The 26,391-nt window shown below is 71.6% G+C and carries 30 protein-coding genes; 12 read left to right on the forward strand and 18 right to left on the reverse strand.

The features are described from left to right. The first annotated feature begins 200 nt into the window (after positions 1-200). The 3 genes from L6241_RS14620 to xylB are packed head-to-tail and all read left to right on the forward strand — an operon-like array spanning position 201 to position 3,963. Positions 201-1,271 (forward strand): zinc-binding dehydrogenase, encoded by a 1,071-nt coding sequence (locus L6241_RS14620; RefSeq protein WP_368246853.1) that lies wholly within the window; start codon positions 201-203, stop codon positions 1,269-1,271. Further along, positions 1,268-2,512, forward strand: a complete 1,245-nt coding sequence (locus L6241_RS14625) for an alcohol dehydrogenase catalytic domain-containing protein (RefSeq protein ID WP_368246854.1) — start codon at positions 1,268-1,270, stop codon at positions 2,510-2,512. The genes L6241_RS14620 and L6241_RS14625 overlap by 4 nt, the downstream gene beginning before the upstream one ends. Further along, the gene (xylB, locus tag L6241_RS14630; protein WP_368246855.1) at positions 2,509-3,963 is read left to right on the forward strand and encodes a xylulokinase; all 1,455 of its coding nucleotides are present in this window, start codon (positions 2,509-2,511) and stop codon (positions 3,961-3,963) included. The genes L6241_RS14625 and xylB overlap by 4 nt, the downstream gene beginning before the upstream one ends. A gap of 45 nt (positions 3,964-4,008) precedes the next feature. Here the strand turns inward: xylB and L6241_RS14635 are convergent, their stop codons facing one another. The 3 genes from L6241_RS14635 to L6241_RS14645 form a co-directional block, all read right to left on the reverse strand. After that, a complete protein-coding gene (locus L6241_RS14635) occupies positions 4,009-4,800 on the reverse strand; it encodes a fructosamine kinase family protein (protein WP_368246856.1) in 792 nt (263 codons plus the stop codon). Positions 4,801-4,834: 34 nt separating this feature from the next. Continuing rightward, positions 4,835-5,326: a MarR family winged helix-turn-helix transcriptional regulator gene (locus L6241_RS14640; RefSeq protein WP_068271185.1), complete on the reverse strand. Its 492-nt coding sequence runs from the start codon at positions 5,324-5,326 to the stop codon at positions 4,835-4,837. Positions 5,327-5,502: 176 nt separating this feature from the next. Further along, complete coding sequence (locus L6241_RS14645) at positions 5,503-6,984, reverse strand: NAD-dependent malic enzyme (RefSeq protein ID WP_368246857.1); 1,482 nt, start codon at positions 6,982-6,984, stop codon at positions 5,503-5,505. A 174-nt stretch (positions 6,985-7,158) separates the two neighbouring features. Between L6241_RS14645 and L6241_RS14650 the strand changes: the two genes are divergently transcribed. Beyond that, positions 7,159-7,704, forward strand: a complete 546-nt coding sequence (locus L6241_RS14650; protein WP_368246858.1) for a GNAT family N-acetyltransferase — start codon at positions 7,159-7,161, stop codon at positions 7,702-7,704. A gap of 116 nt (positions 7,705-7,820) precedes the next feature. On the opposite strand, the gene L6241_RS14655 is transcribed toward L6241_RS14650, so the two are convergent. Together L6241_RS14655 and L6241_RS14660 are read right to left on the reverse strand one after the other, a co-directional pair. Then, complete coding sequence (locus L6241_RS14655) at positions 7,821-8,903, reverse strand: winged helix DNA-binding domain-containing protein (RefSeq protein WP_368246859.1); 1,083 nt, start codon at positions 8,901-8,903, stop codon at positions 7,821-7,823. A gap of 236 nt (positions 8,904-9,139) precedes the next feature. Continuing rightward, the gene (locus L6241_RS14660; RefSeq protein ID WP_368246860.1) at positions 9,140-10,672 is read right to left on the reverse strand and encodes a DUF222 domain-containing protein; all 1,533 of its coding nucleotides are present in this window, start codon (positions 10,670-10,672) and stop codon (positions 9,140-9,142) included. Positions 10,673-10,798: 126 nt separating this feature from the next. On the opposite strand from L6241_RS14660, the gene L6241_RS14665 reads away from it, so the two are divergent. Next, a complete protein-coding gene (locus L6241_RS14665) occupies positions 10,799-12,010 on the forward strand; it encodes an ATP-binding protein (protein WP_123093145.1) in 1,212 nt (403 codons plus the stop codon). On the opposite strand, the gene L6241_RS14670 is transcribed toward L6241_RS14665, so the two are convergent. Further along, positions 11,967-12,707, reverse strand: coding sequence for a DMT family transporter (locus L6241_RS14670; protein WP_368246861.1), 741 nt, complete (start codon positions 12,705-12,707; stop codon positions 11,967-11,969). The genes L6241_RS14665 and L6241_RS14670 overlap by 44 nt on opposite strands. Before the next feature lie 15 nt (positions 12,708-12,722). On the opposite strand from L6241_RS14670, the gene L6241_RS14675 reads away from it, so the two are divergent. Next, positions 12,723-12,926: a hypothetical protein gene (locus L6241_RS14675; RefSeq protein WP_368246862.1), complete on the forward strand. Its 204-nt coding sequence runs from the start codon at positions 12,723-12,725 to the stop codon at positions 12,924-12,926. A gap of 183 nt (positions 12,927-13,109) precedes the next feature. Here L6241_RS14675 and L6241_RS14680 read toward each other — a convergent pair whose 3' ends face one another. Together L6241_RS14680 and L6241_RS14685 are read right to left on the reverse strand one after the other, a co-directional pair. After that, entirely contained in the window at positions 13,110-13,613 is a 504-nt protein-coding gene (locus tag L6241_RS14680; protein WP_368246863.1) for a hypothetical protein, read from the reverse strand. A gap of 38 nt (positions 13,614-13,651) precedes the next feature. After that, a complete protein-coding gene (locus L6241_RS14685; protein ID WP_368246864.1) occupies positions 13,652-13,987 on the reverse strand; it encodes a hypothetical protein in 336 nt (111 codons plus the stop codon). 232 nt (positions 13,988-14,219) lie between these two features. On the opposite strand from L6241_RS14685, the gene L6241_RS14690 reads away from it, so the two are divergent. Continuing rightward, entirely contained in the window at positions 14,220-14,741 is a 522-nt protein-coding gene (locus L6241_RS14690; RefSeq protein ID WP_368246865.1) for a SigE family RNA polymerase sigma factor, read from the forward strand. Beyond that, positions 14,738-15,430: a hypothetical protein gene (locus tag L6241_RS14695; protein ID WP_368246866.1), complete on the forward strand. Its 693-nt coding sequence runs from the start codon at positions 14,738-14,740 to the stop codon at positions 15,428-15,430. The genes L6241_RS14690 and L6241_RS14695 overlap by 4 nt, the downstream gene beginning before the upstream one ends. A 209-nt stretch (positions 15,431-15,639) precedes the next feature. Here the strand turns inward: L6241_RS14695 and L6241_RS14700 are convergent, their stop codons facing one another. The 4 genes from L6241_RS14700 to L6241_RS14715 form a co-directional block, all read right to left on the reverse strand. Further along, entirely contained in the window at positions 15,640-16,836 is a 1,197-nt protein-coding gene (locus L6241_RS14700) for a hypothetical protein (RefSeq protein WP_368246867.1), read from the reverse strand. Continuing rightward, on the reverse strand, positions 16,833-17,315 hold the full coding sequence (locus L6241_RS14705) for an RNA polymerase sigma factor (RefSeq protein ID WP_354587971.1): 483 nt from the start codon (positions 17,313-17,315) through the stop codon (positions 16,833-16,835). The genes L6241_RS14700 and L6241_RS14705 overlap by 4 nt, the downstream gene beginning before the upstream one ends. 658 nt (positions 17,316-17,973) lie before the next feature. After that, entirely contained in the window at positions 17,974-19,089 is a 1,116-nt protein-coding gene (locus tag L6241_RS14710) for a hypothetical protein (RefSeq protein ID WP_368246868.1), read from the reverse strand. Next, complete coding sequence (locus L6241_RS14715) at positions 19,086-19,646, reverse strand: SigE family RNA polymerase sigma factor (protein WP_368246869.1); 561 nt, start codon at positions 19,644-19,646, stop codon at positions 19,086-19,088. Before L6241_RS14715 ends, L6241_RS14710 begins: the two co-directional genes overlap by 4 nt. A 346-nt stretch (positions 19,647-19,992) precedes the next feature. Between L6241_RS14715 and L6241_RS14720 the strand changes: the two genes are divergently transcribed. The 3 genes from L6241_RS14720 (at position 19,993) to L6241_RS14730 (ending at position 21,479) form a co-directional block, all read left to right on the forward strand. Further along, complete coding sequence (locus L6241_RS14720; protein WP_368246870.1) at positions 19,993-20,586, forward strand: hypothetical protein; 594 nt, start codon at positions 19,993-19,995, stop codon at positions 20,584-20,586. 331 nt (positions 20,587-20,917) lie between these two features. After that, positions 20,918-21,154, forward strand: a complete 237-nt coding sequence (locus L6241_RS14725) for a hypothetical protein (RefSeq protein WP_368246871.1) — start codon at positions 20,918-20,920, stop codon at positions 21,152-21,154. A 31-nt stretch (positions 21,155-21,185) separates the two neighbouring features. After that, positions 21,186-21,479 (forward strand): hypothetical protein, encoded by a 294-nt coding sequence (locus L6241_RS14730; RefSeq protein WP_368246872.1) that lies wholly within the window; start codon positions 21,186-21,188, stop codon positions 21,477-21,479. Positions 21,480-21,530: 51 nt separating this feature from the next. Here the strand turns inward: L6241_RS14730 and L6241_RS14735 are convergent, their stop codons facing one another. Next, positions 21,531-22,253 carry an IclR family transcriptional regulator gene (locus tag L6241_RS14735; protein ID WP_368246873.1) on the reverse strand — a complete coding sequence of 241 codons (723 nt, stop codon included), beginning with the start codon at positions 22,251-22,253 and terminating at the stop codon, positions 21,531-21,533. Positions 22,254-22,345: 92 nt separating this feature from the next. On the opposite strand from L6241_RS14735, the gene L6241_RS14740 reads away from it, so the two are divergent. Next, positions 22,346-23,212, forward strand: coding sequence for an endo alpha-1,4 polygalactosaminidase (locus L6241_RS14740; protein WP_368246874.1), 867 nt, complete (start codon positions 22,346-22,348; stop codon positions 23,210-23,212). 16 nt (positions 23,213-23,228) lie between these two features. Here L6241_RS14740 and L6241_RS14745 read toward each other — a convergent pair whose 3' ends face one another. The 5 genes from L6241_RS14745 to L6241_RS14765 all read right to left on the reverse strand — a co-directional run bounded on the left by L6241_RS14745 (position 23,229) and on the right by L6241_RS14765 (position 26,346). Continuing rightward, positions 23,229-23,570, reverse strand: a complete 342-nt coding sequence (locus tag L6241_RS14745) for a YciI family protein (RefSeq protein ID WP_368246875.1) — start codon at positions 23,568-23,570, stop codon at positions 23,229-23,231. Positions 23,571-23,688: 118 nt separating this feature from the next. Beyond that, positions 23,689-24,186 (reverse strand): hypothetical protein, encoded by a 498-nt coding sequence (locus L6241_RS14750; protein ID WP_251719603.1) that lies wholly within the window; start codon positions 24,184-24,186, stop codon positions 23,689-23,691. A gap of 211 nt (positions 24,187-24,397) precedes the next feature. Continuing rightward, entirely contained in the window at positions 24,398-25,318 is a 921-nt protein-coding gene (locus L6241_RS14755) for an NAD(P)H-hydrate dehydratase (protein WP_368246876.1), read from the reverse strand. Continuing rightward, positions 25,311-26,090 (reverse strand): histidine phosphatase family protein, encoded by a 780-nt coding sequence (locus L6241_RS14760; RefSeq protein ID WP_368246877.1) that lies wholly within the window; start codon positions 26,088-26,090, stop codon positions 25,311-25,313. The genes L6241_RS14755 and L6241_RS14760 overlap by 8 nt, the downstream gene beginning before the upstream one ends. Before the next feature lie 64 nt (positions 26,091-26,154). After that, positions 26,155-26,346, reverse strand: coding sequence for a hypothetical protein (locus tag L6241_RS14765; protein WP_368246878.1), 192 nt, complete (start codon positions 26,344-26,346; stop codon positions 26,155-26,157). Positions 26,347-26,391: the final 45 nt, after the last annotated feature.

Genomic DNA, 26,391 nt, shown 5'->3' on the forward strand with positions numbered 1-26,391 from the left:
GTCCGCTTGATGCTCCGCGAACCCTCCCGCCCCTTCGCTCACCTCAGCCCCTCGCTGGTCGAGGTGCGAGCGTCAGCGAGCCTCGAGACTGCTCGCTCCCTTCGCTGGTCGAGGTGCGAGTCGCCCGCCAGGGCGCGAGCCTCGAGACCACCGACCCCCAGGACCACTCCCCACCCGCCGAGCACGAGAGCATGACTGAGATGAGCACCACGACGATCCCGACGAGCATGCCCGGCGTGCGTCTGCCCGGGGACTCCACGGTCGAGCACGTGACCCTGCCCGTCCCCGAGCCGGGGCCGGGCCAGGTCCTGCTCCGGATGCGGGCGTCCTCGATCTGCGGCAGCGACATCCGGGCGATCTACCGCGAGCACCTCGGGCACGGTGCCGAGGCCTACCAGGGTGTCGTCGGTGGCCACGAGCCGTGCGGCGACGTCGCCCTCCTCGGGCCGGGCGTCGTCGACCTCGCCGTCGGCGACCGCGTCGTCGTCTACCACATCGCCGGCTGCCAGCGCTGCGACGAGTGCCGCCGCGGGTACCCCATCGGGTGCACCTCCGCGCAGCGCGCCGCCCACGGGTGGCAGCGCGACGGCGGCCACGCCGACTACATGCTCGCCGACGCCGTCTCGTGCCTGCCGCTGCCGGACTCGCTCACCCACGTCGACGGCGCGCTCGTCTCGTGCGGCTTCGGCACCGCCTACGAGGGCCTGCTGCGCGGCCGGGTGAGCGGTCGCGACCGGTTGCTCGTCACCGGGCTCGGCCCGGTCGGCCTCGCCGCGGCGATGCTCGGTCGCCACCTCGGCGCGACGACCGTCATCGGCTCCGACCCCTCGCCCGAGCGGGCCGCCCTCGCCCTCGAGCTCGGTCTGGTCGACGCGGCGATCACCGACGCGAGCACCCTCGACGACGTCGTCGCCGAGCACACCGGCGGCCACGGCGTCGAGGTGAGCATCGACTGCTCCGGGCACCCCGCCGCCCGGCATGCCGCCCTGCGCAGCACGGCGGTGCGGGGACGCTGCGTCTTCGTCGGCGAGGGCGGCACGGTCGACTTCGCCGTCTCCGACCTCATGATCCACAAGCAGCTCGAGGTCCACGGCTCGTGGGTGACCTCTCTGCACCACATGGCCGAGCTGCTCACCCTGCTCGACCGATGGGGCGAGCACCCCGAGCGGGTGGTCACCGACCGGCTGCCGCTCGCGCAGGCCGACCGGGCCTACGAGCTCGCCGCGGCCGGCGCCGCCGGCAAGGTCGTCATCACGTGGGACGAGCGATGAGCGCCGCGGCGGCCGCGGTGCCGGAGACGATGCGCGCGGCGGTGCTGCGAGGTGTCGGCGACATCGCCGTCGAGGAGCGACCCGTGCCCGCCCCCGGGCTCGGCGAGGTCCTCGTCGAGATCGCCGCCGTCGGGGTGTGCGGCTCCGACACCCACTACCTCCTGCACGGGCGCATCGGCCCGCACGTCGTGCGCGAGCCCCTCGTCCTCGGCCACGAGGCGAGCGGTCGCGTCGTCGCGGTGGGCGAAGGGGTGGACCCGGCCCGCGTCGGCGAGCGCGTCTCCCTCGAGCCGGGCGTGCCCTGCGGCACCTGCCCGACCTGCCGGTCGGGCCGCTACAACCTGTGCCCGCAGATGGTCTTCCACGCCACCCCGCCCGTCGACGGCTCGATGCAGCAGCACGTCGCGATCCACGCCTCGATGGCCCACCCGGTGCCCGACGAGGTGAGCGACGTCGCCGCGGCGATGCTCGAGCCGCTGTCGGTCGGCATCTGGGCCTGCCGCCGAGCCGAGGTCGCCCTCGGCGACCGCGTGCTCGTCACCGGCGCGGGGCCGGTCGGGCTGCTCGCCGCCCAGGTCGCCCGTGCGTCCGGTGCCGACGTCGTCGTCAGCGACGTCGCCCCCCAGCGCCGGGCCGTCGCCGCGGCGCTCGGCCTGAGGGTCCACGACCCCGCCGAGGAGACCGCGGGCGCGGGTCCCGGCCCGGTCGAGGTGCTCCTCGAGTGCTCCGGTCACCCCTCGGCCGTCGCCTCCGGGCTCGAGGCGCTCGCGCCCGCCGGCCGCGCCGTGCTCGTCGGCATGGGCGGCGACGAGGTGAGCGTGCCGCTCTCGATCCTGCAGGACCGCGAGGTGAGCGTCACCGGCACCTTCCGCTACGCCGGGACGTGGCCGACCGCCGTCGCGCTCGCGGCATCCGGCGCCGTCGTCCTCGACGCGCTGCCGGTGCGCACCTTCGCCCTCGACGACGCCGCCGCCGCGCTCACCGCGGGTCGCGACGACCCCGGCCTCGTCAAGGCGCTCGTCGTGCCGGGGCAGGCCCGCACGTCGCCCGACGCCCCGTCGCCCGACGCCCCGTCGCCCGGCACCTCGTCGCCCGGCACCTCGTCGCCCGGCACCCCGTCGGCCGGCACCTCGTCGTCCACGCCTGGGCAGCCCCCTTCGCCCGACACCTCGACGTCCAGGCCCGGGCAGCCCCCTTCGCCCGGCTCCCGCACCACCCCCGACACGGAGGACCGCTCGTGACCCGTCTTGTCGCCGGGGTCGACTCCTCGACCCAGTCCACGAAGGTCGTCGTCTGCGACGCCGCGACCGGTGAGGTCGTGCGGCAGGGCCGCGCCGCCCACCCCGACGGCACCGAGGTCGACCCGATGCGCTGGTGGGACGCGTGGTGCGAGGCGACCCGCGGTGGGCTGCTCGACGGCGTCGAGGCCATCGCCGTCGGCGGCCAGCAGCACGGCATGGTCGCGACCGACGAGTCCGGCGAGGTCGTGCGCGACGCCCTGCTGTGGAACGACACCCGCTCCGCGCCCCAGGCCCGCGCCCTCGTCGAGGAGCTCGGCGGCCCGCAGGCCTGGGTGGACAGCGCCGGGTCGGTGCCGACGGCGAGCTTCACCGTGACGAAGCTGCGGTGGCTGGCCGAGCACGAGCCCGAGCACGCAGCGCGCACCTCCCGGGTCGAGCTGCCGCACGACTGGCTCACCGGCCGGATGCTCGACGGCGGCGAGCCGGTCGCCCCCGCGGTCACCGACCGCGGCGAGGCCTCCGGCACCGGCTACTACTCTCCCGCGAGCGGTGAGTACCTGCCCGACCTCCTGCGCCGCTCGCTCGGCCACGTGCCCGAGCTGCCGCGCGTGCTCGGCCCGGGCGAGGCCGCGGGCCGCACCCCCGACGGCCTCCTCGTCGGCGCGGGCACCGGCGACAACATGGCCGCCGGCCTCGGTCTTGGCCTCGAGCCCGGCGACGTCGTCGTCTCGCTCGGCACGAGCGGCACGGTCTTCGCCCGGCACGACCGCGCCGTCGCCGACCCGAGCGGCGACATCGCCGGCTTCGCCGACGCCGAAGGCGGCTTCCTGCCTCTCGTGTGCACCCTCAACGCCGCCCGCGTCCTCGTCGCGACGGCGCAGCTGCTCGGCGTCGACCTCGCCGAGCTGGCCGAGCTGGCCGGCCGGGCCGAGCCGGGGTCGGGCGGGCTGACGCTCCTGCCCTTCCTCGACGGCGAGCGCACCCCGAACCTCCCGACCGCCACCGGCACGCTCGGTGGTCTGACCCGGGCGGCGATGACCCGCGAGGGGATGGCCCGGGCCGCGCACGAGGGGATGCTGTGCAACCTCGCCGAGGGGGTCGACCGCATCCGTGAGGCGGGCATCGAGGCGCGACGCGTGCTGCTCATCGGCGGTGCCTCGGCCTCACCGCTCGTCCCGCAGATCACCGCCGACCTCATCGGCCTGCCCGTCGTCGTCCCGGCGTCGGGGGAGTACGTCGCCCTCGGGGCCGCGCGTCAGGCCGCGTGGGTCCTCGACGGGGGAGAGGCGCCGCCGACGTGGTCGGTGCGTCACGACGTGACCCGGGAGCCGGATGGCTCTGCCGCGCAGGCGCACGCTGAGGTCCGCGAGCGATACACCGAGCTGCTCCGCACGCGGCACCCCGAGCTCGGCGAGGTCGCCGCGGGCGCCGCGGGCGCCCAGGCGCTCTAGCGGTAGCAGGGGCCCAGCAGCCCAGCGGCGCAGCAGCCTTGCGGCTCAGACGTACCGGCGGGCGATCGACCGGGCCTGCTCGACGTAGCCCCCGCCGAAGAGGACGGCGTGGAGCATCACCGGGTGCAGCTGGTGCAGCGGGACGCGCTCCTGCCACCCGTCGGCGAGAGGTGCCGCCTCGTCGTACGCCGCGACGATGCGCGCGACGTGCGGCCCGCGGAAGAGCATGAGCATCGCGAGGTCGCTCTCACGGTGGCCGCCGTGGGCGGCGGGGTCGACGAGCACCCCGCCGGAGCGGGTCCACATGACGTTGCCCGCCCACAGGTCGCCGTGCAGGCGCGCGGGCGCGTCGTCGGTGTCGTGCTCGCCGGTCGCCAGCCGCGCGGCGACCGCCTCGAAGAGGGCGCGGTCGCCGTCGGTGTCGAAGGTGCCCTGGTTGCGACCGAGCCGGTACGTGTGGAGCACCCGCTGCTCGCCGTAGAACTCTCCCCACGTCGAGGTCTCCTGCAGCGGCAGGGGCAGCGGTCGGATCGACGGCCCGAGGAACCCGTGGGTCGTCCACCGAGCGGGCGGAGAGCCGAAGGCCGGCGCCCCGGCCGCGTGCGTCGCGGCGAGCGCGGCGCCGAAGGCGTCGGCCTGGAAGTTCGTCGGCGGCACCGGCGAGAGCCGCTCGAGGTCGAGGTGGTCGGTCTGCACGTCGTACACGCGGACCACCCGCGCGCCGCCGCTCTCCTCGGCCTCCTCGAGCCAGAGCAGGCCGCTGGCCTCCCAGGCCGTGTAGCCGGCGGGCGCCTCGCCGGCGTCCTTGCGGAAGATCTCTGGGTCCTCGGTGCTCACCGGACCAGCCTACGAAGGGGGAGCGCGCCCCCGGTCAGCTGTCGTGCCGGTGGTAGAGCGAGGTCATCTTCCCGTCGGGGTCGATCCGGCCGAGGATCGCGTCGGTGATCTCGCCGAGCTGGGTCATCTGCTCCTCGGTGAGGGCGTCGACGACGTACTCGCGCACGGCGCGGACGTGACCGGGCGCGGCGGCCTCGACCGCGCGCACGCCGTCGTCGGTGAGCGAGGCGTTCGTCGCCCGGCCGTCGCTGGGGCAGCGGCTGCGCTCGACGAGCCCGCGGTCCTCGAGACGCTTCACGACGTGGCTGAGGCGGGGCAGGGTCGAGTTCGTCTGCGCGGCCAGCGCGGTCATCCGCAACGTGCGGTCGGTCGCCTCGGAGAGCATCGCGAGGACCTGGTACTCGAAGCTCGTCATCGCGCTCTCGCGGCGCATCTGCGCGTCGAGCGCGGCGGGGAGCAGCTCCATGACCGCCACCGTGCGGACCCACGTGGCCAGCTGCGGGGTGCTGAGCCAGGGAGTCGTCATGCGTGCAGTCTACGCAAAAGTTGTCTTGTCAACAAATGACGCGGGCGACGGGGCGGTCGCTCGTGGTCACCCTGCCGGCAGACGTGCGCCCCGCCCTCGACCCGGGCGGGGCGCACGTCGTGCCCGGTCAGCGCGTCGGCGTGTGGAGGTGGCGGACGCGGCGGCGCTCAGGCGGGTCAGGCGGTCGGCGTGGTGCCGACCTCCTCGATCGGGTCCACGGCCGGCCGCGTGACGGCCGGGCCGTCGCTGCCGCCGGCGCCCGAGCCGGTCGTGGTCTTGCCGTCGCCCGCGATTGCCGTGGCGACCGCGTCGGTGACGTCGGCGTGGAAGACGCTGGGGATGATGTAGCTGCGGTTGAGCTCCTCGTCGGTGACGACGCCGGCGATGGCGTCGGCCGCGCGGATGAGCATCTCGATCGTCACGTCCTCAGCGCCCGCGTCGAGCAGACCGCGGAAGACGCCCGGGAAGGCGAGGACGTTGTTGATCTGGTTCGGGTAGTCCGAGCGGCCCGAGGCGACGACCGCGGCGTACTGCGCGGCCTCGGCGGGGTCGATCTCCGGGTCGGGGTTGGCCAGCGCGAAGACGATCGGGTCGCTCGCCATGTGGTCGCGGATCCACTCGGACTTGAGGATGCCCGGGGCGCTCACGCCGATGAAGACGTCGGCGCCCTCGAGGCCGGCGGTGAGGTCGCCGCGGACCCGACGCGGGTTGGTCCGCTGCGCGAGCTCGAGCTTGGCCGGCGGCAGCGAGTCGTCGTCGGCGGACAGGCAGCCCTCGCGGTCGTACATGACGACGTCCTTGGCGCCCGCGGCCATGAGCAGGGTGACGATGGCGCTGCCTGCGGCGCCGGCGCCGGAGACGACGAGACGAGCGGTGTCGAGCTCCTTGCCGAGGACGCGCAGGGCGTTGCGCAGCGCGGCGAGCACGACGATCGCGGTGCCGTGCTGGTCGTCGTGGAAGACGGGGATGTCGAGGCTCTCGCGCAGCCGACGCTCGATCTCGAAGCACTGCGGCGCGGCGATGTCCTCGAGGTTGATGCCGCCGAAGCCGGGGGCGATCATCTCGACGGCGCGCACGATCTCGTCGGGGTCCTGGCTGGCCAGGCAGATCGGCCAGGCGTCGATGTCGGCGAAGCGCTTGAAGAGCGCGGCCTTTCCCTCCATGACCGGCATCGCGGCCTCGGGCCCGATGTTGCCCAGGCCGAGGACGGCCGAGCCGTCGGTGACGACGGCGACCGTGTTGCCCTTGATGGTGAGGCGACGCGCGTCCTCGGGCTGCTTGGCGATCGCCATGCTCACCCGGCCGACACCGGGGGTGTAGGCCATCGAGAGGTCGTCACGGGTGCGAAGGGGGACCTTCGACTTGACCTCGATCTTGCCGCCGAGGTGGAGCAGGAAGGTGCGGTCGGAGACCTTGTGGACCTTGACCCCTTCGACCTCCTCGACGGCGGCGACGAGCTGGTCGGTGTGCGAGGCGTCGATGCCGGAGCACGTGACGTCGACGACCAGGCGGTCGTGCCGGGAGTCCGCGACGTCGATCGCGGTGACGATGCCGCCCTGCTGTGCGATGACGGTGGCGACCTGGCCGACGACGGCGTGGTCGGGCGCAGTGTGCAGGCGGACGGTGATCGAGTACGACGAGGGAGTAGCGGCGGCCATGTGAGTAGGGTCTCACCACCGGGGGCTCGGGGCGTAGTCGGTCTCATGTCTCACGCGGTCTCGCGGGCGTGTCGAGCCGCCGGCCGAGCCCCACCTCGCTCGCCGGTCGGGCCCCTCGCGCGCGTCGTGCCTCGTGCCACCTCGCTGGCACCGCGGCTGGGTGACGATGGGGCGGTGATCCCCCTCTCGGCCCAGCGCGTGCGGACGCGCCACTTCACGCCCGACGACGCCGACTTCGTCCTCGCCGTGCACCAGCACCCCGGGCTGCGCCGCTTCATCCCGCGCCAGGTCATCGAGGACGCCGACGCGGCCGAGGCCGTGCCCGCGCGGATCGAGCGCTTCCGCAGGTACGACGCGGATCCTGTGCTCGGCGTGGTCCTCGTCGAGACGATGCCCGTCGACGACGCACCGGCCGTGCCGGTCGCCCTCATCATGCTGCAGCCCATCCCGGCCTCGACGGGCGTCGACCTGCAGGACGTCGAGATCGGCTGGCGCGCCCACCCCGAGCACACCGGTCACGGCTACGTCGCCGAGGCCGCCCGTGCCGTCCTCGACCACGTCCTCGCCTCCGGGCTCCCGCGCGTCGTGGCCGTCACCGACCCCGCGAACTCTGCCTCTCAGGCCGTCTGCGAGCGCATCGGCATGACCCGCGTCGGCCTCAGCCGCGACTACTATGACGAGGAGACGACGCTCTTCGTCGCCGACCGCCCGGGTGGCTGACCACCCGAGTCGATGACGCCGTCTCCACTCGTATGTCCTGACCGCTAGACGGCGTCATAAGGGCTCATCGACCGTCTCAGGTAGCCCGGCCTCCACGGGTCAGCGTCGGACCGGGCTCATCGCGGCAACCCCTGGGTGAGGCGGGGGAGCGCTCGCTCCACCGGCCCGGGTAGCCCGTCCTCGTCGAAGACGACGACGTCGACCGTCGTGGCCTTGCCCTTCGGCCGGGTCCACGTGCCCAGCGCGCGCCCGGCCTGGACGACGGTGGGGCGGAAGACGCCGTTCTTGCCCGGGACGACGTGCACCCGCTCCTGCTCGTCGGTCATCACCGGCGAGCGGTCGCCGTAGCCGAGGACGACCTCGTCGAAGCCGGGCAGCAGCAGGGGCGCTGCCGTCGCCCGCTTGCGCGAGCCGTACGTCTCGAGCACCTCGGGGTCGACCCAGTGCCTCACCCCGTCGACCTCGATCGACGTCAGCGTGGTCGGCGGGTCGGCGACGGGGGAGAGGTCGCGGCGCAGGAACTTGCTCCACCACATGAAGTCGGCCTCGGCCACCGGGCCGTGCCCGAGCACGTACCGCGTGAACCACCGGGTCACGGCCTCCTCGCGCGTCAACCGCTCCGTCGCCGGCAGCCAGTCCTCGCTGAGCACGAAGAGCTGCTCGACCGCTCGCCCCTCCGCGCGACGGGTCGGGCCCAGGCAGATGACCTGGCTCAGGGCGAGGTGCGCGATCTGGTGGTACCCCCGGCCGCCGTCGACCGGCACCCCGGCCCCGGTCCATGCCTCGAGCAGCTCGGACCGGCTGAGCCCCTCGGCCGGGATCGCCTCGCGGGCCACCTGCTCGGAGCGCTCGATCACCTCGTCGGGCAGACCCAGCTCGAGACGACGACGCTGCGTCGAGCGCAGGGTCGGCTCGCCCATGACGTCGAGCATCCAGCCGAGGTCCTCGGCCGCCACGGCGAAGAGGGTGCCGCGCATCGGCCACGACCGCACGATCTCGCGCGCGTCGTAGGCGTCGTAGACCTCGGCGAGCGACCGCCCCGTCGTCCGCAGCGCGATCGACATGGTCGACCCGGGGAAGTCCTGCGCCTGCGTGCACGTCAGGTGCCGCACCACCTCCGTCGGCGACCCCATCGGGTCGACGAGCCGCTGCGAGAGCAGCCTCATCCGGGCGACGTCCTCGACCGTCCAGCGCGTCATGGCACGAACCTAGGCCTCTGCGGCCCCGCCGTCACGACCTCGGTCATGCGGACCCCTCCTGTCTCGTCGCACGTGCCGGTGGACGGCCCGTCGGGGCTCGCCGCTTCGCTCCGTACCTCAGGGGCCACGGCTGGTCGAGGCTCGTCGCCCCGCTTCGTCACTTCCTCGCACCACGGCGGGTCGAGGCTCGTCGCCCCGCTTCGTGACTTCCTCGCGCCTCGGGACCACGGCATCCCCTACGTCCGTCGTCTCGCGAGCTCGACGACGACACGGCTGCCCTCACGCAGCACCCGGTGCTCGAAGCCCCGGTCTAGCATGCGGTGGTGCCTGCCGCACAGGGGGATGCCGTTCTTCAGGTCGGTGCTCCCGCCGAGCTTCCACGGGTGCGCGTGATGGATCTCGGTCCACGCGAAGGGGATGTCGCACCCTCGCGCCGCGCACGTGTCGTACATGGTCGCGAGCGCCACGCGCTGCGTCGAGGAGTAGAAGCGGGTCTGCCGGCCGAGGTCGATCGGGATGGAGTCGCCGTCGAGGACCGCGGGGACGATGCCGGCCTGGCACGCGACCCGACGGACCTCGCCCGGGCTGAGCGTGTCGCCCGTGTCGGTGGACCCGACGCGCAGTGTCTCCCCGACGAGGTCGCTGAGCCGGGTGGTGACGACGACGGTGGCCGCCGTCTTCTCGTGGAGGTGGTCGGTGGGCAGGTGCCCGAGGAGCACGGCGAGGTCCTGGCCCTGGCGCTGCTGGCGGGCGACCTGCCGGTCGCGCGGGCTGAGCCCGGGGTCGCACCACGCCGGGAGCGGCAGCACGCTGGCCCCTGACGCGCCCGCCCCTGAGAGGCCCGAGCCGGGCGACGTCTCGTCACCCGCCCCGGTGCTGCCGTCAGGACCTGCGGCGCCACGTCGTCGCGGCGAGGACATCGCGTCGAGGATCTTCTTCAGCGTCTGCCCGGCGAGGGTGGGCACGGTGAACTGACCGTGCATCGTCCCGTCGCCGTTGTCGCGGATCCAGAAGGAGGCGCGCTCCCACGCGAGGTCCTCGGCGCTGCGCACCTGGTGCTCCTCGTGGGCGTCGACAACCTCGACCGGCTGCCCGACCTGCTCGAGCACCCGTGCCGCGAGGCGGCGGAGGTCTCGTGGTCCGTGCCCCTGCGCGAGCTCGATGAGCCCGCGCTCGCACCCGAGGACCGTCTCCGGCGCCAGCCCGTCGGGCAGCGCGGACAGGCTGGTCTGGATGACCTCGACCTGCTCGCGCGACAGGTCGCCGGCGAGCTGGGCGCGCCCCGTGAGGCTCACCTCGGGCCCGCGCGGCTCAGCCCCGTCCACCCCTTCGCCCGCCGTGCCGACCCCTGGCGCCCCAGACCCCTGCGCCCCGACCCTCACCGCCCCGGATCCCGTCGCCCCGCTCCCGCTCGACGTCACGGCGGCCAGACCCGCGCCCTCGGCCCGCTGGGCCTGCCGGTAGCCCGCCCGCGGGTCGCTGCTCGTCACCTGGGCCAGCCACTGCCCCGTCGACCGCGCCCCGGTCCGTCCGGCGACGTCGATCGACGCGGCGACGGCTGCGCCCTTGTCGGTGAGCGCCTGCATCCGGTTGAGCAGACGGGTCAGCTCACGCATCACCTCGCCCATCTCGCGGGCGGTGACGCCCGACGCTCGCCCGAGCGCGTCGAGGTCGGCCTCGAGCCGGTCCAGACCGGCGTGCACCTCACCGCAGGCCCCACCCGGACGCGGACCGTCCGGAGAGGGGCGAAGGGCTGGTGCGAGAGCCATGAGTAGAACATACGTTCGACCACCGACAACGCTGCCGCCCTGGCGAGACCCGACCATCACCCCTTCGCTGCGACTCGCTACCGAGATATCGGGACACGCCTAGACATCGGGATACCGTCCGATCTCATGGACCCGATCACCAACCCGTACGCGCCCGGCGCCGGCCAGCGACCGCCCGAGCTCGCGGGTCGTGAGGAGCAGCTGCAGACCTTCGACGTCGTCCTCGCGCGAGTCGCCGCCGGCCGTCCCGACCGCAGCCTCGTCCTCACCGGGCTGCGCGGCGTGGGCAAGACGGTGCTCCTCAACCAGCTCCGCAGCGCTGCCGTCCGCGCGCGGTGGGGGACCGGCAAGATCGAGGCCCGCCCGGACCAGCGGCTGCGCCGCCCCCTCGCCAGCGCCCTGCACCAGGCGGTCCGCGAGCTCGGCCACAGCCAGGCCGAGGAGGTCGAGCACGTGCTCGGCGTCATCAAGTCCTTCGGGCAGCGCGACTCCGCGCCCGGCACGAAGCTGCGCGAGATGTGGACCGGCGGCATCGACGCGCCCGCGATCAAGGGGCGCGCCGACTCCGGCGACATCGAGATCGACCTCGTCGAGCTGCTCACCGACGTCGGCGGGCTCGCGGCGGACCTCGGCCGCGGCGTCGCCGTCTTCATCGACGAGATGCAGGACCTCGGGCCCGACGACATCTCCGCGCTGTGCGCCGCCTGCCACGAGATCAGCCAGTCCGGTCTGCCCGTCATCGTCGTCGGCGCCGGGCTGCCGCACCTGCCGGCCGTGCTCTCGGCGAGCAAGTCCTACTCGGAGCGGCTCTTCCGCTACGTGCGCATCGACCGGCTGCCGCGCGAGGCCGCCGACCGGGCGCTCACCTCGCCCGCCGAGCTCGAGGGCGCAGCCTTCGAGCAGGAGGCCCTCGACCGTCTCTACGCGGCGACGGGCGGCTACCCCTACTTCATCCAGGCGTACGGGAAGTCGGTGTGGGACAAGGCTCCCCGGTCACCCATCACCCCCGACGACGTCACCGTCGCGGCTCCCGACGCGGAGAGCGAGCTCGCCGTCGGCTTCTTCGGATCGCGCTTCGAGCGCGCGACGCCGGGGGAGCGCGAGTACCTGCGCGCGATGGCCGACCTGGCTGCCGACACCGCGGCGAAGGGGGAGGAGCTCGACGACATCGAGTCCGTCGCCACCGCGGAGGTCGCCTCGCACCTCGGCAAGAAGCCGCAGTCGCTCTCGCCGGCTCGAGACGCCCTGCTGAAGAAGGGCCTCATCTACTCGGGGGAGCGCGGCCGCATCGCCTTCACCGTGCCGCACTTCGGCCGGTACCTGCGCGAGCAGACCTGAGCGAAGGGGGACCGCCCAGTCCTCGCATCGTCACGAGGAGGTTGCCGGTCACGACGAGACCGATCCCCACCCAGGCCTGCAGCCCGAGGCGCTCGTCGAGCAGCACCAGGCCCGCCAGAGCCGCGACGACCGGGTTGGCGCTCGTCAGGGCGGCGAAGCTGCCCGCGCTCACCCGGCGCAGCGCGAGCAGGTCGACGACGTAGGGCACGAGCGAGGCGAGCACCCCGCACGCCGCGGCGAGCAGGATGGCCTGCGTCGTCGGCGGGTGCACGACGAACCACACGAGACCGACGGGCAGCCACAGCCCGGCCGACGTCAGGCTGGCGAGCGCGGTCCCGGTCAGGCCGGGCAGCGCTCCCCCCACGGCGCGGTTGAGCACGATGTAGGCGGCCCACGCGGCCGCCGCGGTGAGGGCCATCGCGATCCCGAGCAGGTCCGACGTCGGACCTGGGTCGGTGAGGACGACGACCCCGACGCCCGCGAGGGCAGCGGCGAGCAGGCCCCCGGAGCGGCGCGAGTCGACGACCGCGACGGCGAGCGGGCCGACGAACTCCAGCGTCACGGCCAGCCCGAGCCCGATCCGCTCGATCGCGCCGTACAGCCCGAGGTTCATGACGCCGAAGACCGCGGCGAGACCGAGGACGGGCAGCCACTGGTCGCCATCGGCGCCGACCGCAATGTCGTGCGACGAGTGCAACTCGTGACCTAGACCGTGATCACCAGCCTGGCCACCATCGCACCGTGCTCCATCACCGTGGTCGCGGCGGCCACGATGCTGCTGCGACTCTCTGGCACTCAGATCAACCCACCCTGGATCGTCATGCTCGCGCTGATCTGCTCGCTGATCACCGCTCAAGTCCTGGCGTCGCTCCTCGCGCTGCTGGGGCTGCGACCCGAACTGGCTCGCGAGGCTTAGTTGTTCCTAGCGCCGCGCACCGCTGTTGCTAGTCCGCTCAGTGACGATGGTTTTCGAACGGCGACGACCGACGGGGCGTGGGACTGCTCAGTGATGGTTCGAAAGTCGGGGTGGGGCCGCTCAGTGAGGGTGGGTTGATCTTTCCGAGCAGATCGCCGCGCAGTCTTCGACGACGAGCCTCGGTTATGCGGCGTGGGCTGAGGTCAAGCCCAGGTCGTGGAGCGCCTTGATCGCCGCCGCTAGCCCGGCGGTGGTGCTGCCGACGACGGGGATCTCGAGGAAGTCCCCGGTCTCGGTGGGGTTGTCAGTCTCTCCGCCGTGAGCGGCGACTGCGTCGTCGACGGCGTCCTCGACGTCATCGGGGGTCAGGCCCAGCGAGTCTGCTTCCGTGAGCGAGTAGCGAAGGAGGTACTCGCTGGGCTCAGCGGTATCGGCGGAGGGGTTGACCTTCTTCACGAACGCTTCCCACCACGTCTTAGCGTCGGCGTCGAGGTCGCCGGTGTCGACCCAAGGCTGGGAGTACCCCAGGCGACGCTTGCTGTGCGCGACCCAGTAGGCACGCGACCCAGGTAGTTCGAGGTAGGCCTCGACGTCGCGGTCGACATCGCCCACCCCGAGACGTCGGATCGCGACGGCCTCGCCCTCGCTCTTGGCCAGTTCGATGACGGCTTGCTCCGCGCGCTTCATCTGTGGAGGCGGGTAGCCCTCACCGCCGAAGTACGTGCTCAGCCAGGCCAGGGCACCCGCTCATGTGGGAGGTGGGCCAGCTCGTCGACCCAGGGTCCCGGCTCCAGCACCGTGAGGCTGTTGTGCTCGACGCGCGCGACAAAGGTCCCGCCCGAGGAGATGTTCACAAACGGCGGCTGGCAGCCGGGGTTCCCCGGCTGAGCAACGGCTTCGAGAACGGCGTTCGGGGCCGCACGGACCTCGTCGTGCCCGTAGGGGCCCTTCACCGTCGCGACCACGAGGACGCACGAGGGGCGCTTCAGGTTCGCCAGCAGCGCCGCGAGGGCGTCTCGTGTCAGCTGCTCGCCGGCGTACCGGTGGTGGTGGAAGACCATCTCTGCGTCCCTCGGGCCGTCGTGCGGCCTGGCTGCCGGTTTACTAGCGGCCCATCCTGTCCGATCGTCGGGCTCGACAGCCCGACCGCCCTCGACAACCGCTCAGTGACGATCGTCACTAAGTCGGCGCGCTCGAGAAGATCGGGGGCGCGGCCCAACCTCAGGCGGTGTCAGCCCGTCTACTAGGTGAGGCCGGGTGACGCCTGGATGGAGCAGATGAGAAGGGGCAGCCGTGCGAGGTGCGCAGGAGGAGAGCTTCCGCGAGTTCGCCGGCGAGGCCATGCCGAGGCTACGACGGGTGGCGTTGGGGATCTGTCGAGACCCCCACGAAGCGGACGACCTCGTCCAGCTCGCGATGGAGCGGCTGTACGTCAGATGGCCACGAATGGGCGGTGTTGAGTCTCCCTATGCATACGCGAGGACCACGTTGGTCAGGGCGCTGATCGACGAGCGACGCACGAGTCGCTGGCGGCGTGAGACCTCTGTGGCGGAGATCGACGACTCACCCGCGCCGGACGCCGTGAGCCGATCTGACACCAGTCACGACGTTCGAAACGCCCTGACCGCGTTGACCGACCGACAGCGCGCCTGCGTTGTCCTTCGGCACTACGAGGGCCTGTCGGTAGCTGAGAGCGCCCGCATTCTCGGGATCAGCGAGGGAACCATAAAGAGCACGACGAGCGATGCGCTGTCGCGGCTGCGGTCGCACCTGCAAGAGCACGCGCCGTCGGCGCGGAGGGGAACATCATCATGAACACGACCCAGGACAGCAACTACGACCTCATCGCGGGGCTCATCGACGACCAGGAGGAAAGGGCCGGGAGCAGCGACGTCGACGTCGACGCTGTCGTCACTTCCGGTCGCCGCACCATTCGTCGGCGGCGGACCGCGACGACGGGGCTCGGCGCGGCCGCAGCACTGGCGGTCGGGCTGACCGTTGGGACGCAGACATTTCAGGATGCCGTGGCGCCGCCAGCTGCGGGCGAGGTGCAGATCTCGCAATGCGCGGCCGACCCGAAGACCTGCTCGAGCGAGGAGGTAGACCGGTGGATCGAGTCAGCCACCGGTGTTGAGGTGACCGATCCAGGGACCTTCGATAACGCCCCGACAGAGATGCCGGTCGCCGCGACCTACTACCGTCCGGTCACCAGCAGCGGAGAGATGGCGATCGTGGTAGGCCCCAACGAGCAAGGGGACGACCTGTTCGACGGTTTCTTCGACCCAGCTCGAGGAGAGCCCGTCGTGGTGTCTGGTGGTCTACGACGATGGGAGGGACCATTGCCCACCACCGGGGGCTGGGCAGAAGCCGGAATGACCACCTGGGCTGCGTGGAGCACCGGCCCGCGAAGTAAGCCGGGCATCTTGGTGATCTGGCGCTCGGCCGGAGCCATGCCCACCGACGACGAGGTCACCCACCTGATCGCCGGCCTGACCGGGCGCTGAGTACCTGCCCAAGGCGGGCCGCTCAGAACTCCGTAAGGGTCCCTTTCGAGCCGCTGCTGGTCGACTTTCGAACCATCACTGAGCAGGTCTTCGCGCGCGTCGCATCGCCGTTCGAAAACGATCGTCAGTGGACAGGCTCATGCACCTACACGGTGGTGAGGTCCGACGCGGTCGGTCGAGGCTGACGTGGGACTGGGGGCCGTGTCTAGCTATTCCGCCTCTGCTTGGCCCTGCGGCAGGAGGACGACGAGCTGTGCATCGTCAAGGAGCTCCTTGCAGGCTTCTGTGCCGTCGACGGTCCCGGGGCCTATCCCCAGTCCCATCGTGACTTCCTGGCCCTCGACGGCGATCTGGGTACCTGCGGCGTCCTTGATCACCCACGTGCCGTCGACCAGCTCGGTGGTCCACGAGCCGGCGATGGTCTCGGCCAGGACGTACCGGCGACCGACGTTGCGGTAGCTGGGATCGACGGTCTTGACGTACGCGCATCCGGAGTCGGTGACCGACAGGGGTCCGCCGATTGTCGCGAGGTAGGCAGAGCCGGGGGTTGCCGATGGGAACGGCGCAACCCTGGTGGCGGTTTGGGGGCTGGTAGCGGTCCCGGATGCGGACGGTGGTGGCTGGCTTCCTCGACGTGATGTGCTGGAGCCGGTCGGGGCCGCCGGGGCGTTGGGCATGCCGAACATCTGGTCGAGCTCGTCTTGGGTGTAGGGCTTCTTGACGTGCACCTGCACTGCGTCGCCGAACTCCTTCTCCACCAGCTGGGCGGCGGCGGCGCTGGTGACGTCGACGTCGACCCGGCCCGTGCTGAAGTCGATGCGTTGACCCCGGACCTGGACCACGCCGTCCGGGTCGTAGTTTGTGGTGTCGGACACCGCGTCCATCGTCGCGACCAGCTCGGTCTCGGTGCGAGCTCCGCCCTCGTGCACGACGACGTCGAAGTTCGTCTCGCGGGTGATCTCCTCAGCGGCACGCTCGGCATCTGCGGTCGCTTCAGCCCTTCCAGCCACTGGTCCAGCGACGTAGATGTTCAAGGTCTTCTCCTCGGCGATCCAGGTGCCACCGCCATAACGCCCCTGCGAGCTCAACGCCTTGGCGAACAGGTCAGCCACGTGGTCTTGTCTTGGGTGATCGGGCAACGTCGAGACGTCGATTTGCACAGCCGGGGTGGGCGCATTACTGGCGGCAGGGGCTTCGCCGGTCGGTGCCCCGGCCCCTTGAGCCCACCCGATGCCACCGATGACGAGCACCGTGCCAGCCACGGCAGCGCAGGCCGCAGCGCGCCGACGCTGCTGACGTGAGCGGGCGCGGGAGATGAAGTGCTCCAGCGGCGGCATGTCTGCTCGGGCGCGGTCGCTCTCCTCGTCGATGAGGGCCTGGATCTGGTCACGGGTCGAAGGGGTCATGAGGGATCTCCCAGACGGGTGCGAAGTGTTTGCCGCGCCCGAAACAGGCGGGACTTGACGGTGCCGACCGGGACAGCCAGGTCCTCCGCGATCTGGGCGTCGGTCAGGTCGTGGACAGCGCGGAGCACCACGACCTCGCGTTGTGCTGCGGGGAGGTTTTGGATCGCCTGCCAGATCTCGTGCCTCGTGGACTGCTGGCTAAAGGGACCGGCCCCGTCTGTCGCCTCGGACGTGGGTGTCTGGCGTCGAGAGCGACGATGCTCGTCTACTGCCAGCCGGTACCCGACGGTGCGTAGCCAGGCGACGGGGCTGTCGTGCTTGGACACCTTGTTCCAGTGCAGGACCAAGCGGGTGAACGCCTCGTTCGCGCAGTCCTCAGCGGAGGAGCGGGAACCCGCCACCACCGTCAGCTCACCCACCAGGCGGGGGTAAAAGGCCGCGTAGATCTCCTCTAGGCGGTCGCGATCGTGCAGTCTCACGCTCTATAGACGCTGCAGGGAGCCGATAGTTCTCATCAGGTCTGACATCACCCTCTGGTTCGACGACCGCCCGACCCGAGACGATCTTCAAGGAGTCGAACTTCCGCGGGTGGAATGTCGCCGGTGGGAACGATGGTCGATGAGCGTCTGGTCTCATCCCGTCGGCGAGGTGGTCCGAATCCATCGTCGTAGCGCCCTGACGGCAGCCTGGCTGTCTGAATCGCCTGCGAGGTCGCCCGTCCAAGGGTGATCCCGTTCTCCCCGTAGCCATTCGAGGACGTCGGCCGGGTCAGCGTGGCCGTCAAACCTGCGTGGAGCATCGATCTCATCCTCAGTCGGTAGGTCGTCGGGTCGGCGGCGCCAGCCGATGCCCTCGTCGGTGTCGTAGATGACCCAGTCCGGGGAAGCGTTCGCGGTGCAGCACGCGCAGATGTGAATCACATGGCGGGCGCGCCCTCGCCAAGGGCCGGCTGGGTGCAGAGCACTAGCGGACGCGAGCAGGCTCTCGACCGCAACGACCGCTGGATCTTCCTGCGGTGGCTGCTGATCCGTCGAGGAGTGCATGCAAGGACAGTACGAGCGCTCTCAACTGTATTGAGGGGCGTGGCCCAACCTCGGTCCACTGACGATTCGTCACCGAGCGGCTCGCTGGCCGTACCTAACGGGTCTTGGGCGCGGCTTCAGGCATGACGTCGCTGAGCTCCATGCCGAACCCGTCGGGTTGGTGGGCGCCGGAGAGCGTGTCAGCAGGAGCCTGCTTAGTCAGGGACTTGATGGTCGAACCGTCATCGATGCCGCGGTGGGCGCATCCGGAGTAGCGCAGCACGACCTCGTGGGTGCGGCCGCTGGTGTCGCCCATCCGCAGCAGGGTGATCCGATCGCCGTAGTCATCGCGACAGTTCTTACGATCGGGGATCCCACTGATCGGCGCAGCGGCGATCGCGTCGGCGGTGCGCCGGATCGCGCTGTCGGGGAGCTGTGTGGCTGCCCGTAGGCCTCCGCCGGTGCCGAGGTCATAGGTGCAGACCGCGACGTCAGCGACGGTGTCGGGGTCCGGCATCGGTTGCGCGGCCGGTCGCCAGGAAGGGTCGTCGATGAGGGGGACGTCGCGTCGGCACCCGTTGATGCCCGAGGCGGGCAGCGGTGTGATGGTCGCCAGGATCTGGTTGCGAAGGGGTTGGGCGGCCTGCACCTCGATGGCTGTCTGACCCACGACCCGCGTCGTGCGGTCACCGGTGGTGTCACCGTCGGTGACCTTCGGTACCCGGTAGCGAAGATCTCGACTCGGGCTGATGTCGACGAAGGTGCCGGCGACTGCGACCGTGTCTGGCTGGAGACCCCCGCTACAACCCATGAGCGGCACCGCCCCCGGTCGTCCGACCGTGGTGCGTTCGGCGACGTCTTTGACCGCGCAGTAGGGGACGCCGCTGGTGCCGTACCCCCAGGTGTCCGGGACCGCGACGGCGACGTCGTGGTACGCCTCCCACCTCCACCCGTCCGGGATCGCGGGGAGCGGACCCCGAGCGGTGCCGACCGTGTAGCGATCTGACGGCGGCGGTGTGGCATCACGTGCAGCAACAGACAGCCACCCCATGACGAGAGCAGCGGCGGCGGCCGACCCGATCAGCGCTGCTCGCCAGGGGCGCCGCGTCTGCTGTGCCGCGATGGTTTCTAGGACGGCCTCGCTGTCACTGGCCGGTGCCTGCTCGGCGATGTGGCGCAGGCGCGCACGCAGCAGCTCTTCAAGGTCAGGGTCGATGGTCGGGTGAGTCATGGGGTCTCCACCTCCTGGGCGGTCAGCACGTCACGAAGGGCAGCCAAGCCGCGCGCGCGGTGGGAGCGCACCGTCGCGCGGGGCAGGTCGAGGGCCTCGGCGATCTCGTCGTCGGGCAGGTCTTCGAGGTAGGACATGGCGATGACTGCGCGGCGCACTGGTGGCAGACCAGTCATCGCTATCAGCAGAGCGTCGCGGTCCTCGACACCACGGACGTGGTCAGTCGGGTCGGGACGGTCGGGCAGCACGTCTCGGGTCTCACGGCGCCACGGACGACGGGTCTCGTCGATGAAGGCGTTCGTCACCGCTCGGCGTACGTACGCCTCTGGTCGACCGGCCGAGACCTGAGACCAGCGGGGGTAGGAACGTGACAGCGCCTGCTGCACGAGGTCTTGGGCGAGATGCGCGTCGCCGCAGAGCACGTACGCGTATCTCACGAGCCCCGCGTGCCGGGTTCGCACGAAGTCTTCGAAGCCGACCACGCCACCACCTCCTGAGCTCGCAGTCTTCCCCGTCTCTCGATCAACGGAGCAACACCGCCGCTCCGTTGCAGCCAACCGTGGTGCGCGAATCAAACCGTCCCCGCGCCAAGCGCCAGCACACGTGCCCGAAACTCCCCTCGGTGGCCTTTCGAGTCGCCCAGCGCCGACTTTCGAACCATCACTGAGCAGACTCTGGTCGGCCTCGTGGCGCCGTTCGAAAACGATGGTTTTCGAACGGCTGCACGAGACCGACCGCTACCTGCTCAGTGATGGTTAGAAAGTCCGCGCGGGACTGCCCAGGGGGTGGGGGTTGAAGCTCCGTCTAGGCAGCCGCCCGGAACCAGTGTCTGCCGCAAAGGAACCTCACTGTGCCGATCGGCGTCCAACGTCCAACTGGATGGCGGCAGCTTGGAGGATGAACATGAGAGAGCACGTAATCGCGGCGGGGATCGGCGGGGTGCTCTTGCTGGTGGGTGGATGCTCAACCGACAGTGCAGCCCCTATCCCGTCACAGCAGACCTCGTCGCAAGCCACCGATCAGGTGCGGAGCGCAAGCCGTGCCTACACGGTGGAAACTCTGGAGGAGCTCATCTTGAGATCAGACGCGGTGGTCGTGGGCCACATTGACGGGCAAACTTCCAAAGAGCCGGCCGACGACGAAGGCAAGAGCGGGCTGATGGTTTCCACCTCCCCATTCACCGTCACCGAGAACCTCGAGGGCAAGACACCCACTGGCGCCATCATCGACGTCAGTGTCCTGCCGGTCCGTGGGATGGAGGGCCAGATCGCGGTGCTCAAGCCGGGAAAGACCTACGTCGCGTTCCTGGAGAAGACCAGTCTGCGGGGCGAGGCACGTTTCATCCCCGTCGGAGGGGTCGGGGTCTACGAGGTGCGCGCAGACGGATCGCTGCACCGCACCGAGTACGCGCCCGACAAGTTCCCCAGGAAGATCGCCTCCCTCGGCGACCTGCGTCAGGTGATCGACCCGGTATCACTGCTGGAGAGCGACACGTAGCAACCCCCCACGGGCGGCGCCGCTCATCCCGGTCACTTGCGCCTGCTACAACCGGCCAGAGCTACTCACAACCGATCCTTTTCGAGCAGCCATCACCCACCCTCCTGGGCCGGCCTCGGGAGCGTTCGAAATCCCTGCTCACTGAGGGCCCTGCTCGAAAGTGCGACGCACGGTGACTTTCGGACGCGCCCGTCACCAGGATCCGGGGGGGGGGGGGAGCAATCACGGCATTCCCCAGCGACGAGCCGTCCGCCCTGGCAGAGTTCGCGACGAGCACAGCACCCGGCCCGCGAACCGCTCCGGCCAGGGCCCGAAGCGGGAGGACCCCACGATGAGCCGCAACGGTCTGCGAGCGTCACGATCCGCGCAGTACATGCACGGGGTGGTGAAGGTCCTCCGGCGTGACCCGAGGTTCTGGGAGGTCGTCGCCGACGACGAGCGCGACCACGTCACGCGCACGCTCAACCGGCTCGAGGGTGAGCTGCGCGGGTCCGGCCTCCTCGCGCTCACCACCCGCGAGCAGCGCGCCGCCTTCCGCAGCCTGCGCATCGGCCCTGGCGAGCGCTGATGGGGTCGGGTCGGACCGCTGGTGAGGGCTGATGGAGGACTTCCGGTGGACTGACTCACCGGACGGCCGCCTCGCCCTGGATGCACCGCGGTTCGTGGTCCGAGTGGCGGTCGAGCATCCGGAGACTCTCGACACCTGCGTCGACTACTACGACTGGGCAGGTGCGCCCGACGTCACGAGCGTCCTCACCGCCGCGCGGGAGCGGTGGCCGGGTGCCGATCTGGCGGTCTTCGTCGCGGCTGACGACGAGGCCGACCTGCTCCTGGTGCACGGCACGCAGGACGTCGGCAGGTACACCTCGCACACCATCGCCTTCGAGCGATGAGCCGCACCGCCTGACCCTCGCCCGGGCGAGCCCGCGGGAGGGGCGAAGGGGTCAGCGACCCCCTTCGTGCGCGTAGAGCAGCGAGCTGAGCTCGCGGGCGGCCTCGACGACGAGCGGGGCGGCGCGACCGGCGGCGTTGCGGTCGACGAGCGAGATGCCGATGCAGGCCTCGGGCATGGGGGTCGGGGTCGACAGCGGCACGGAGACCCCGGCGACGCCCGGGATGATCTGCTCGAAGGACAGTGCGTACCCGAGCCGTCGCGCCTCGCGGACCTCCTCGGAGTCGTCGTCACGGGGCGGACGCGCTGCGAGGATCGCGACCCCTCCCGACCCCCGGTCGATCGGGTGACGGTGGCCGGTGCGGAAGGCGAGGTGCACCGCGGCATTGCGCGGCTCGACCACGCTGATCGCCTGCACCTCGACCTCGCTCGTCGGCACCATGATGTGCGCGGTGCCGCCGGTCGCGTCGGCCAGCTGCGCCATCACCGGGTAGGCCAGCCGGTGCAGGTCGTTGTCGACGTGCGACGCGAGCTGCACGAGCCCGTACGACAGGTGGAAGCGCTTGTTCTCGTCGCGCCGCACGATGTCGTGCACGCAGAAGGTCTTTATGAGCCGGTGCAGCGCCGTGCGGTTCATGTCGAGGTCGCGGCTCAGCGTGGCCAGGCTCGCCCCGCCCGGCTGCTCGGCGAGGTGCCACAGCACCCGTAGCCCGCGGTCGATCGTCTGAGCACCGGTCGGCGCCTGGTCGGCCATCTCGTCAGCCCCTCGTCCCATGTGTGCGGAATGTGAACACGATAGTTCAGCGAAGGGAGGGCCGCCTGCCACGGCGACCCGGCGCTCGCAGGACCCCTGGATAGCCTCGCCCCATGTCGTCCAGGTCAGACCGGCATCGCCGGCACCACCACTACCTGGCACTCGCCCTCACCGCCGCGCTCGCGCTCGCCGGCTGTGCCGACGCCGCGCGCTCCACCCCTTCGCCCTCCGGTCGGTCGTCCCAGTCGACGTCTGCGGTCGCGCTGCCGCCGGCCGGGGGTCGCCTCGACTACCAGCTCGGCGGGGCCTACCCGCCGGCGGGACCGGTCCAGACCGTCGTCCGCGACCGGGCCGCCCGACCCGATCCCGACCGGTACTCGGTCTGCTACGTCAACGCCTTCCAGACCCAGCCGGGCGATCGCGAGCTGTGGCCGGACGACACGCTGCTGCGGCGCGACGGCCGGGTGGTCACCGACCCAGACTGGCCCGACGAGGTGCTGCTCGACACCTCGAGCGAGGCCCGGCGCGAGCAGATCGCGGCCGTCCTCGTCCCGTGGGTCGAGGGGTGCGCGGACGACGGGTACGACGCGGTCGAGCTCGACAACCTCGACAGCTACACCCGCTCGGGCGGGGCCCTGGAGCAGCAGGACAACGTCGCGCTCGCGCGGCGGCTCGTCGACGCAGCCCATGCGGAGGGCCTGGCGGTGGGGCAGAAGAACGCGGCCGCGGACTCCGAGGTCCTGCGCGAGCGTGCGGGCTTCGACTTCGCGGTCGTCGAGGAGTGCGCGGCCTACCGCGAGTGCTCGACGTACGAGCAGGTCTACGGCGACCGCGTGCTCGACATCGAGTACACGGACAACCTGCCGCGCACCTTCGCCGCGATGTGCGCTGACGACACCTCGCCCCGCTCGACGGTGCTGCGAGACCGCGCCCTCGAGCCTGCCGGGTCACCCGGCCACGTCGCGCGAGTCTGCCCGTAGGCCGGGCGAAGGGGGCTCAGCTCGCCGGGTCGTAGCCGAACTCGCGCAGCTCCTGGCTGCACCGGCACGAGGCGGCGACCTTCGCGGCCCACTCCTCGGCCTCGCGGCGGGACGCCACCTCGAGCACGAGGTATCCCCCGTCGATCTGGCTGGTCTGCGGGTAGGTGCCAGGGGTGACCACCCCGCCCGCGTCGACGATCACCGGGGGGACGCTCTCGTCGATGCCCCCGCCGAAGACGTACACGCCCGCCGCCTTGGCCTCCTCGATCACCGCGTGGGAGTCCTCCGACACCGCCCGCAGCTCCTCGGCGCTGACGCGCATCGCCGAGCTCGGGAAGGAGATGAGGTACTTCGTCATGGCCGGACCCCTTCGTCCGTAGTGGTTGCGATCTGCAACCACCAGGGTAGCGAAGGGGAAGCCAGGCAGGTCACGTCAAGGGGTCACGAGCGTCGTCCGAGTCCGGTCGGGCCCATCATCACGATGCCTGCGGGACATCCCACCAGCCTGGTTCAGGGGTCGGGCCCGACGGGCGCATGCGTGCGAAGCGGAACTGCTCGTCGTCGCACGCCACCCAGTCGACGAGGTGGACGTCGTGCTCAGCCGCGACAAGCCGACCCGCCTCGAACCGGGCGGTGAAGGCGGCCGTCGGGGGGCCGACCACGACGGCCTCGTCGCAGAGGACCACAGCCGCCGCCCGTCGCTCACCGCCCCGGCCGTTGTAGTCGAAGTGCCACAGGCAGGCGCGGAGAGCGTCGTCGGGGGGATCGGTGCGCGTGCAGTAGTGCAGACCGAGGAAGCGGCCGTCCTCAGCGCCGAAGGCGACCATGAGCTGCCTCGGGCCGAAGGCGCGCTGATCCATCGCGAGGCCGAGGACCAGGTCGGCGAGGGTCTTCTCGGGGCACCCGGGAGCGGGGACGAGGCCCTCGACCGGGATGAGGCCATGGGGATGACGACGGCGCTGTGGTCTGAGCATCCGTCGACGCTAGAGAAGTCGCCAGATCGCGAGTGCGACATATCCACAGGACGCAGCACGACGCACCGACGGCTGGTCGGCGGTGGGCCTGCGAACGACTCGACTGCGGCACCTTCGCCACCCTGCCCCGGGCGGGCCGAGAGGACGTTGGCCTCAACCTGCCGGTGCACGACGGCCGTCCCCTCGTCGGCACGGGTGTCGACACCGCTCGTCAGTCGCCCCGCAGGGTGCGCAGCACGAGGGGCAGCTCGGAGGGGATCTCGCCGGCCAGGTAGCCCACCCGCCCCAGCCGCATGGCGAGGGTGTCGCCGGCCGCGGCATGGACCGACTTCGCCCAGACCAGCGCCTGCACGAGGCCGGCGCCTCGGCTGAGCAGCCCGAGCGCGGCGCCCGCGCAGACGTCGCCGCTGCCGGAGGTCGCCAGACCGGTGTCGCCGGTCGTCATCCGCCACAGGGCGCCGTCGGCGGAGGCCACCCAGTCACCGCAGCCGACGACGGCGTCGTAGCGCCGGGCCGCCTCGACGGTCGCCTCGGCCACGTCGTCGTCCTCGACCTCGTCGCGGTCGAGGAGGTGGGCGAGCTCGCCGGGGTTGGGGGTCGCGACGAGACGCCCACGAAGGGAGCCCAGGACGTCGTCGTCGAGGTCGGGCAGGACCGTGAGCCCGAAGGCGTCGAGGAGCACGGGGGCGTCCGGGGCGAGGGTCGGCACGACCTCGGCGACGAGCCGGGCCGATCCCTCGGGGTCGTCGAGACCGGGCCCGACGAGCACGGCGTCGGCCCGGCCGGTCTCGCGCTCGAGAGCCGCCCCGGCGCCGGTGCCGGTCACCGAGCCCGACGCGGACTGCGCGAGCGCGGTGACCCCGGACTCCGGCACGGCCACGGCCAGGTGAGGGGCCACCCCTTCGGCCACCCCGAGGTGCAGCTTGCCGGCACCCATCCGCAGCGCCGAGACCCCGGCGAGGAGGACCGCCCCGGGGGTCGAGCAGGAGCCGCCGACGACCACCGCCTGGCCGCGGCCGTACTTCGAGCCGGTGGGCTCGGGCAGCGGCCACCGCCGCAGGACGTCGGGTGTCACGAGTCGGGGGTCGGCGAGGGTCCCGCCGCTGACCTCGTCGGGGATCTGCTCAGGCATCGACGTCCTCGCTCTGCTCGTCGCGGGAGCCGCCGCCGACCTCGTCAGACGCGCCGGGCTGGTCGGTGACCTCGACCCCTTCGCGCCGGAGGTGGTCGTCGAGATTGTAGTCGGTGACCGCCCACCCGGTGGGGGAGGAGGGGTCGCGCACGAGTCGGCAGATGGCGGCGTTGCGAAGGGGGTTCGAGCGTGACCGGTCGAGGACGGCCTCCTCGTCGAGCCCCTCGGCGACGTAGCAGAAGAGCAGCACGACGACGTCGTGCGCCGTCACGAGGGCGACCTCGTGACCCTCGACCGTGGCGAGCTCGGCGAGCACGGCGCGGACCCGTCCGGCGACGTCGGCCCAGGACTCGCCGCCCGGCGGCCGGTAGTAGAACTTGCCGATCCAGGCCCGGCGCTCGGCCTCCTCCGGGTACTTCTTGGTGATCCCGTCGGCGGTGAGCATGTCGGTGATGCCCATGTCGCGGTCGCGCAGCCGCTCGTCGACCCGCAGGGCGAGGTCGACGTCCGCCTCGCGAAGGGCGATCTCGCCGGTCTGGCGTGCCCGGCGGTAGGGGCTGGACCACACGACCCCCGGTTGGTCGGCCTCGGCGAGCTCGCCGAGCCACCGACCGACCGCAGCGGCCTGCTCACGGCCCGTCGCGGAGAGCTCGACGTCGGGGTCGCGGGCGGGGACGTCGATGCGCTCGAGGCCGTCGCGCTGGGCGAGCTCGGCGGCGACGTTGCCCTCGGACTGGCCGTGGCGGACGAGGATGACCTGCTGCAGTGGCATCCGTCCACCCTAGGGACCGGGGCAGGGGCGTGGACTCACCCCGATGAGGGGTGCGCAGGACAGATCAGCGGCGGCGCAGCTCGGCGACGAGCTGACGCTCGCGGCGGCGCAGGGTGGCCCGACGGCGGTGATCTGCGGGATCGGTGGACCGCGGCTGCACCGTGCGCTCGGCCTCCTCAACCTGCCCCAGCTCGAAGATCAGCTCGCGGACGGTGCGGTCCGCGTCCGGCTTCATCGGGATCTCGATCGTGCTCATGGCCGCTCCTCAGGTCGGGGTGCAGCCACAGTGTCGCTGCTGGCT

It is taken from the genome of Janibacter sp. Y6, assembly GCF_040900765.1.
Taxonomy (GTDB): Bacteria; Actinomycetota; Actinomycetes; order Actinomycetales; family Dermatophilaceae; genus Marihabitans; species Marihabitans melonis.

Excerpts from the sequence above, each read along its gene's own strand:
- L6241_RS14620 (WP_368246853.1), top strand. The coding sequence starts at position 201 with ATGAGCACCACGACGATCCCGACGAGCATGCCCGGCGTGCGTCTGCCC.
- L6241_RS14625 (WP_368246854.1), top strand. The coding sequence starts at position 1,268 with ATGAGCGCCGCGGCGGCCGCGGTGCCGGAGACGATGCGCGCGGCGGTG.
- L6241_RS14640 (WP_068271185.1), bottom strand. The coding sequence starts at position 5,326 with ATGACGACTCCCTGGCTCAGCACCCCGCAGCTGGCCACGTGGGTCCGC.
- L6241_RS14645 (WP_368246857.1), bottom strand. The coding sequence starts at position 6,984 with ATGGCCGCCGCTACTCCCTCGTCGTACTCGATCACCGTCCGCCTGCAC.
- L6241_RS14655 (WP_368246859.1), bottom strand. The coding sequence starts at position 8,903 with ATGACGCGCTGGACGGTCGAGGACGTCGCCCGGATGAGGCTGCTCTCG.
- L6241_RS14660 (WP_368246860.1), bottom strand. The coding sequence starts at position 10,672 with ATGGCTCTCGCACCAGCCCTTCGCCCCTCTCCGGACGGTCCGCGTCCG.
- L6241_RS14665 (WP_123093145.1), top strand. The coding sequence starts at position 10,799 with ATGGACCCGATCACCAACCCGTACGCGCCCGGCGCCGGCCAGCGACCG.
- L6241_RS14680 (WP_368246863.1), bottom strand. The coding sequence starts at position 13,613 with ATGAAGCGCGCGGAGCAAGCCGTCATCGAACTGGCCAAGAGCGAGGGC.
- L6241_RS14685 (WP_368246864.1), bottom strand. The coding sequence starts at position 13,987 with ATGGTCTTCCACCACCACCGGTACGCCGGCGAGCAGCTGACACGAGAC.
- L6241_RS14695 (WP_368246866.1), top strand. The coding sequence starts at position 14,738 with ATGAACACGACCCAGGACAGCAACTACGACCTCATCGCGGGGCTCATC.
- L6241_RS14700 (WP_368246867.1), bottom strand. The coding sequence starts at position 16,836 with ATGACCCCTTCGACCCGTGACCAGATCCAGGCCCTCATCGACGAGGAG.
- L6241_RS14710 (WP_368246868.1), bottom strand. The coding sequence starts at position 19,089 with ATGACTCACCCGACCATCGACCCTGACCTTGAAGAGCTGCTGCGTGCG.
- L6241_RS14720 (WP_368246870.1), top strand. The coding sequence starts at position 19,993 with ATGAGAGAGCACGTAATCGCGGCGGGGATCGGCGGGGTGCTCTTGCTG.
- L6241_RS14725 (WP_368246871.1), top strand. The coding sequence starts at position 20,918 with ATGAGCCGCAACGGTCTGCGAGCGTCACGATCCGCGCAGTACATGCAC.
- L6241_RS14730 (WP_368246872.1), top strand. The coding sequence starts at position 21,186 with ATGGAGGACTTCCGGTGGACTGACTCACCGGACGGCCGCCTCGCCCTG.
- L6241_RS14735 (WP_368246873.1), bottom strand. The coding sequence starts at position 22,253 with ATGGGACGAGGGGCTGACGAGATGGCCGACCAGGCGCCGACCGGTGCT.
- L6241_RS14740 (WP_368246874.1), top strand. The coding sequence starts at position 22,346 with ATGTCGTCCAGGTCAGACCGGCATCGCCGGCACCACCACTACCTGGCA.
- L6241_RS14745 (WP_368246875.1), bottom strand. The coding sequence starts at position 23,570 with ATGACGAAGTACCTCATCTCCTTCCCGAGCTCGGCGATGCGCGTCAGC.
- L6241_RS14750 (WP_251719603.1), bottom strand. The coding sequence starts at position 24,186 with ATGCTCAGACCACAGCGCCGTCGTCATCCCCATGGCCTCATCCCGGTC.
- L6241_RS14755 (WP_368246876.1), bottom strand. The coding sequence starts at position 25,318 with ATGCCTGAGCAGATCCCCGACGAGGTCAGCGGCGGGACCCTCGCCGAC.
- L6241_RS14760 (WP_368246877.1), bottom strand. The coding sequence starts at position 26,090 with ATGCCACTGCAGCAGGTCATCCTCGTCCGCCACGGCCAGTCCGAGGGC.
- L6241_RS14765 (WP_368246878.1), bottom strand. The coding sequence starts at position 26,346 with ATGAGCACGATCGAGATCCCGATGAAGCCGGACGCGGACCGCACCGTC.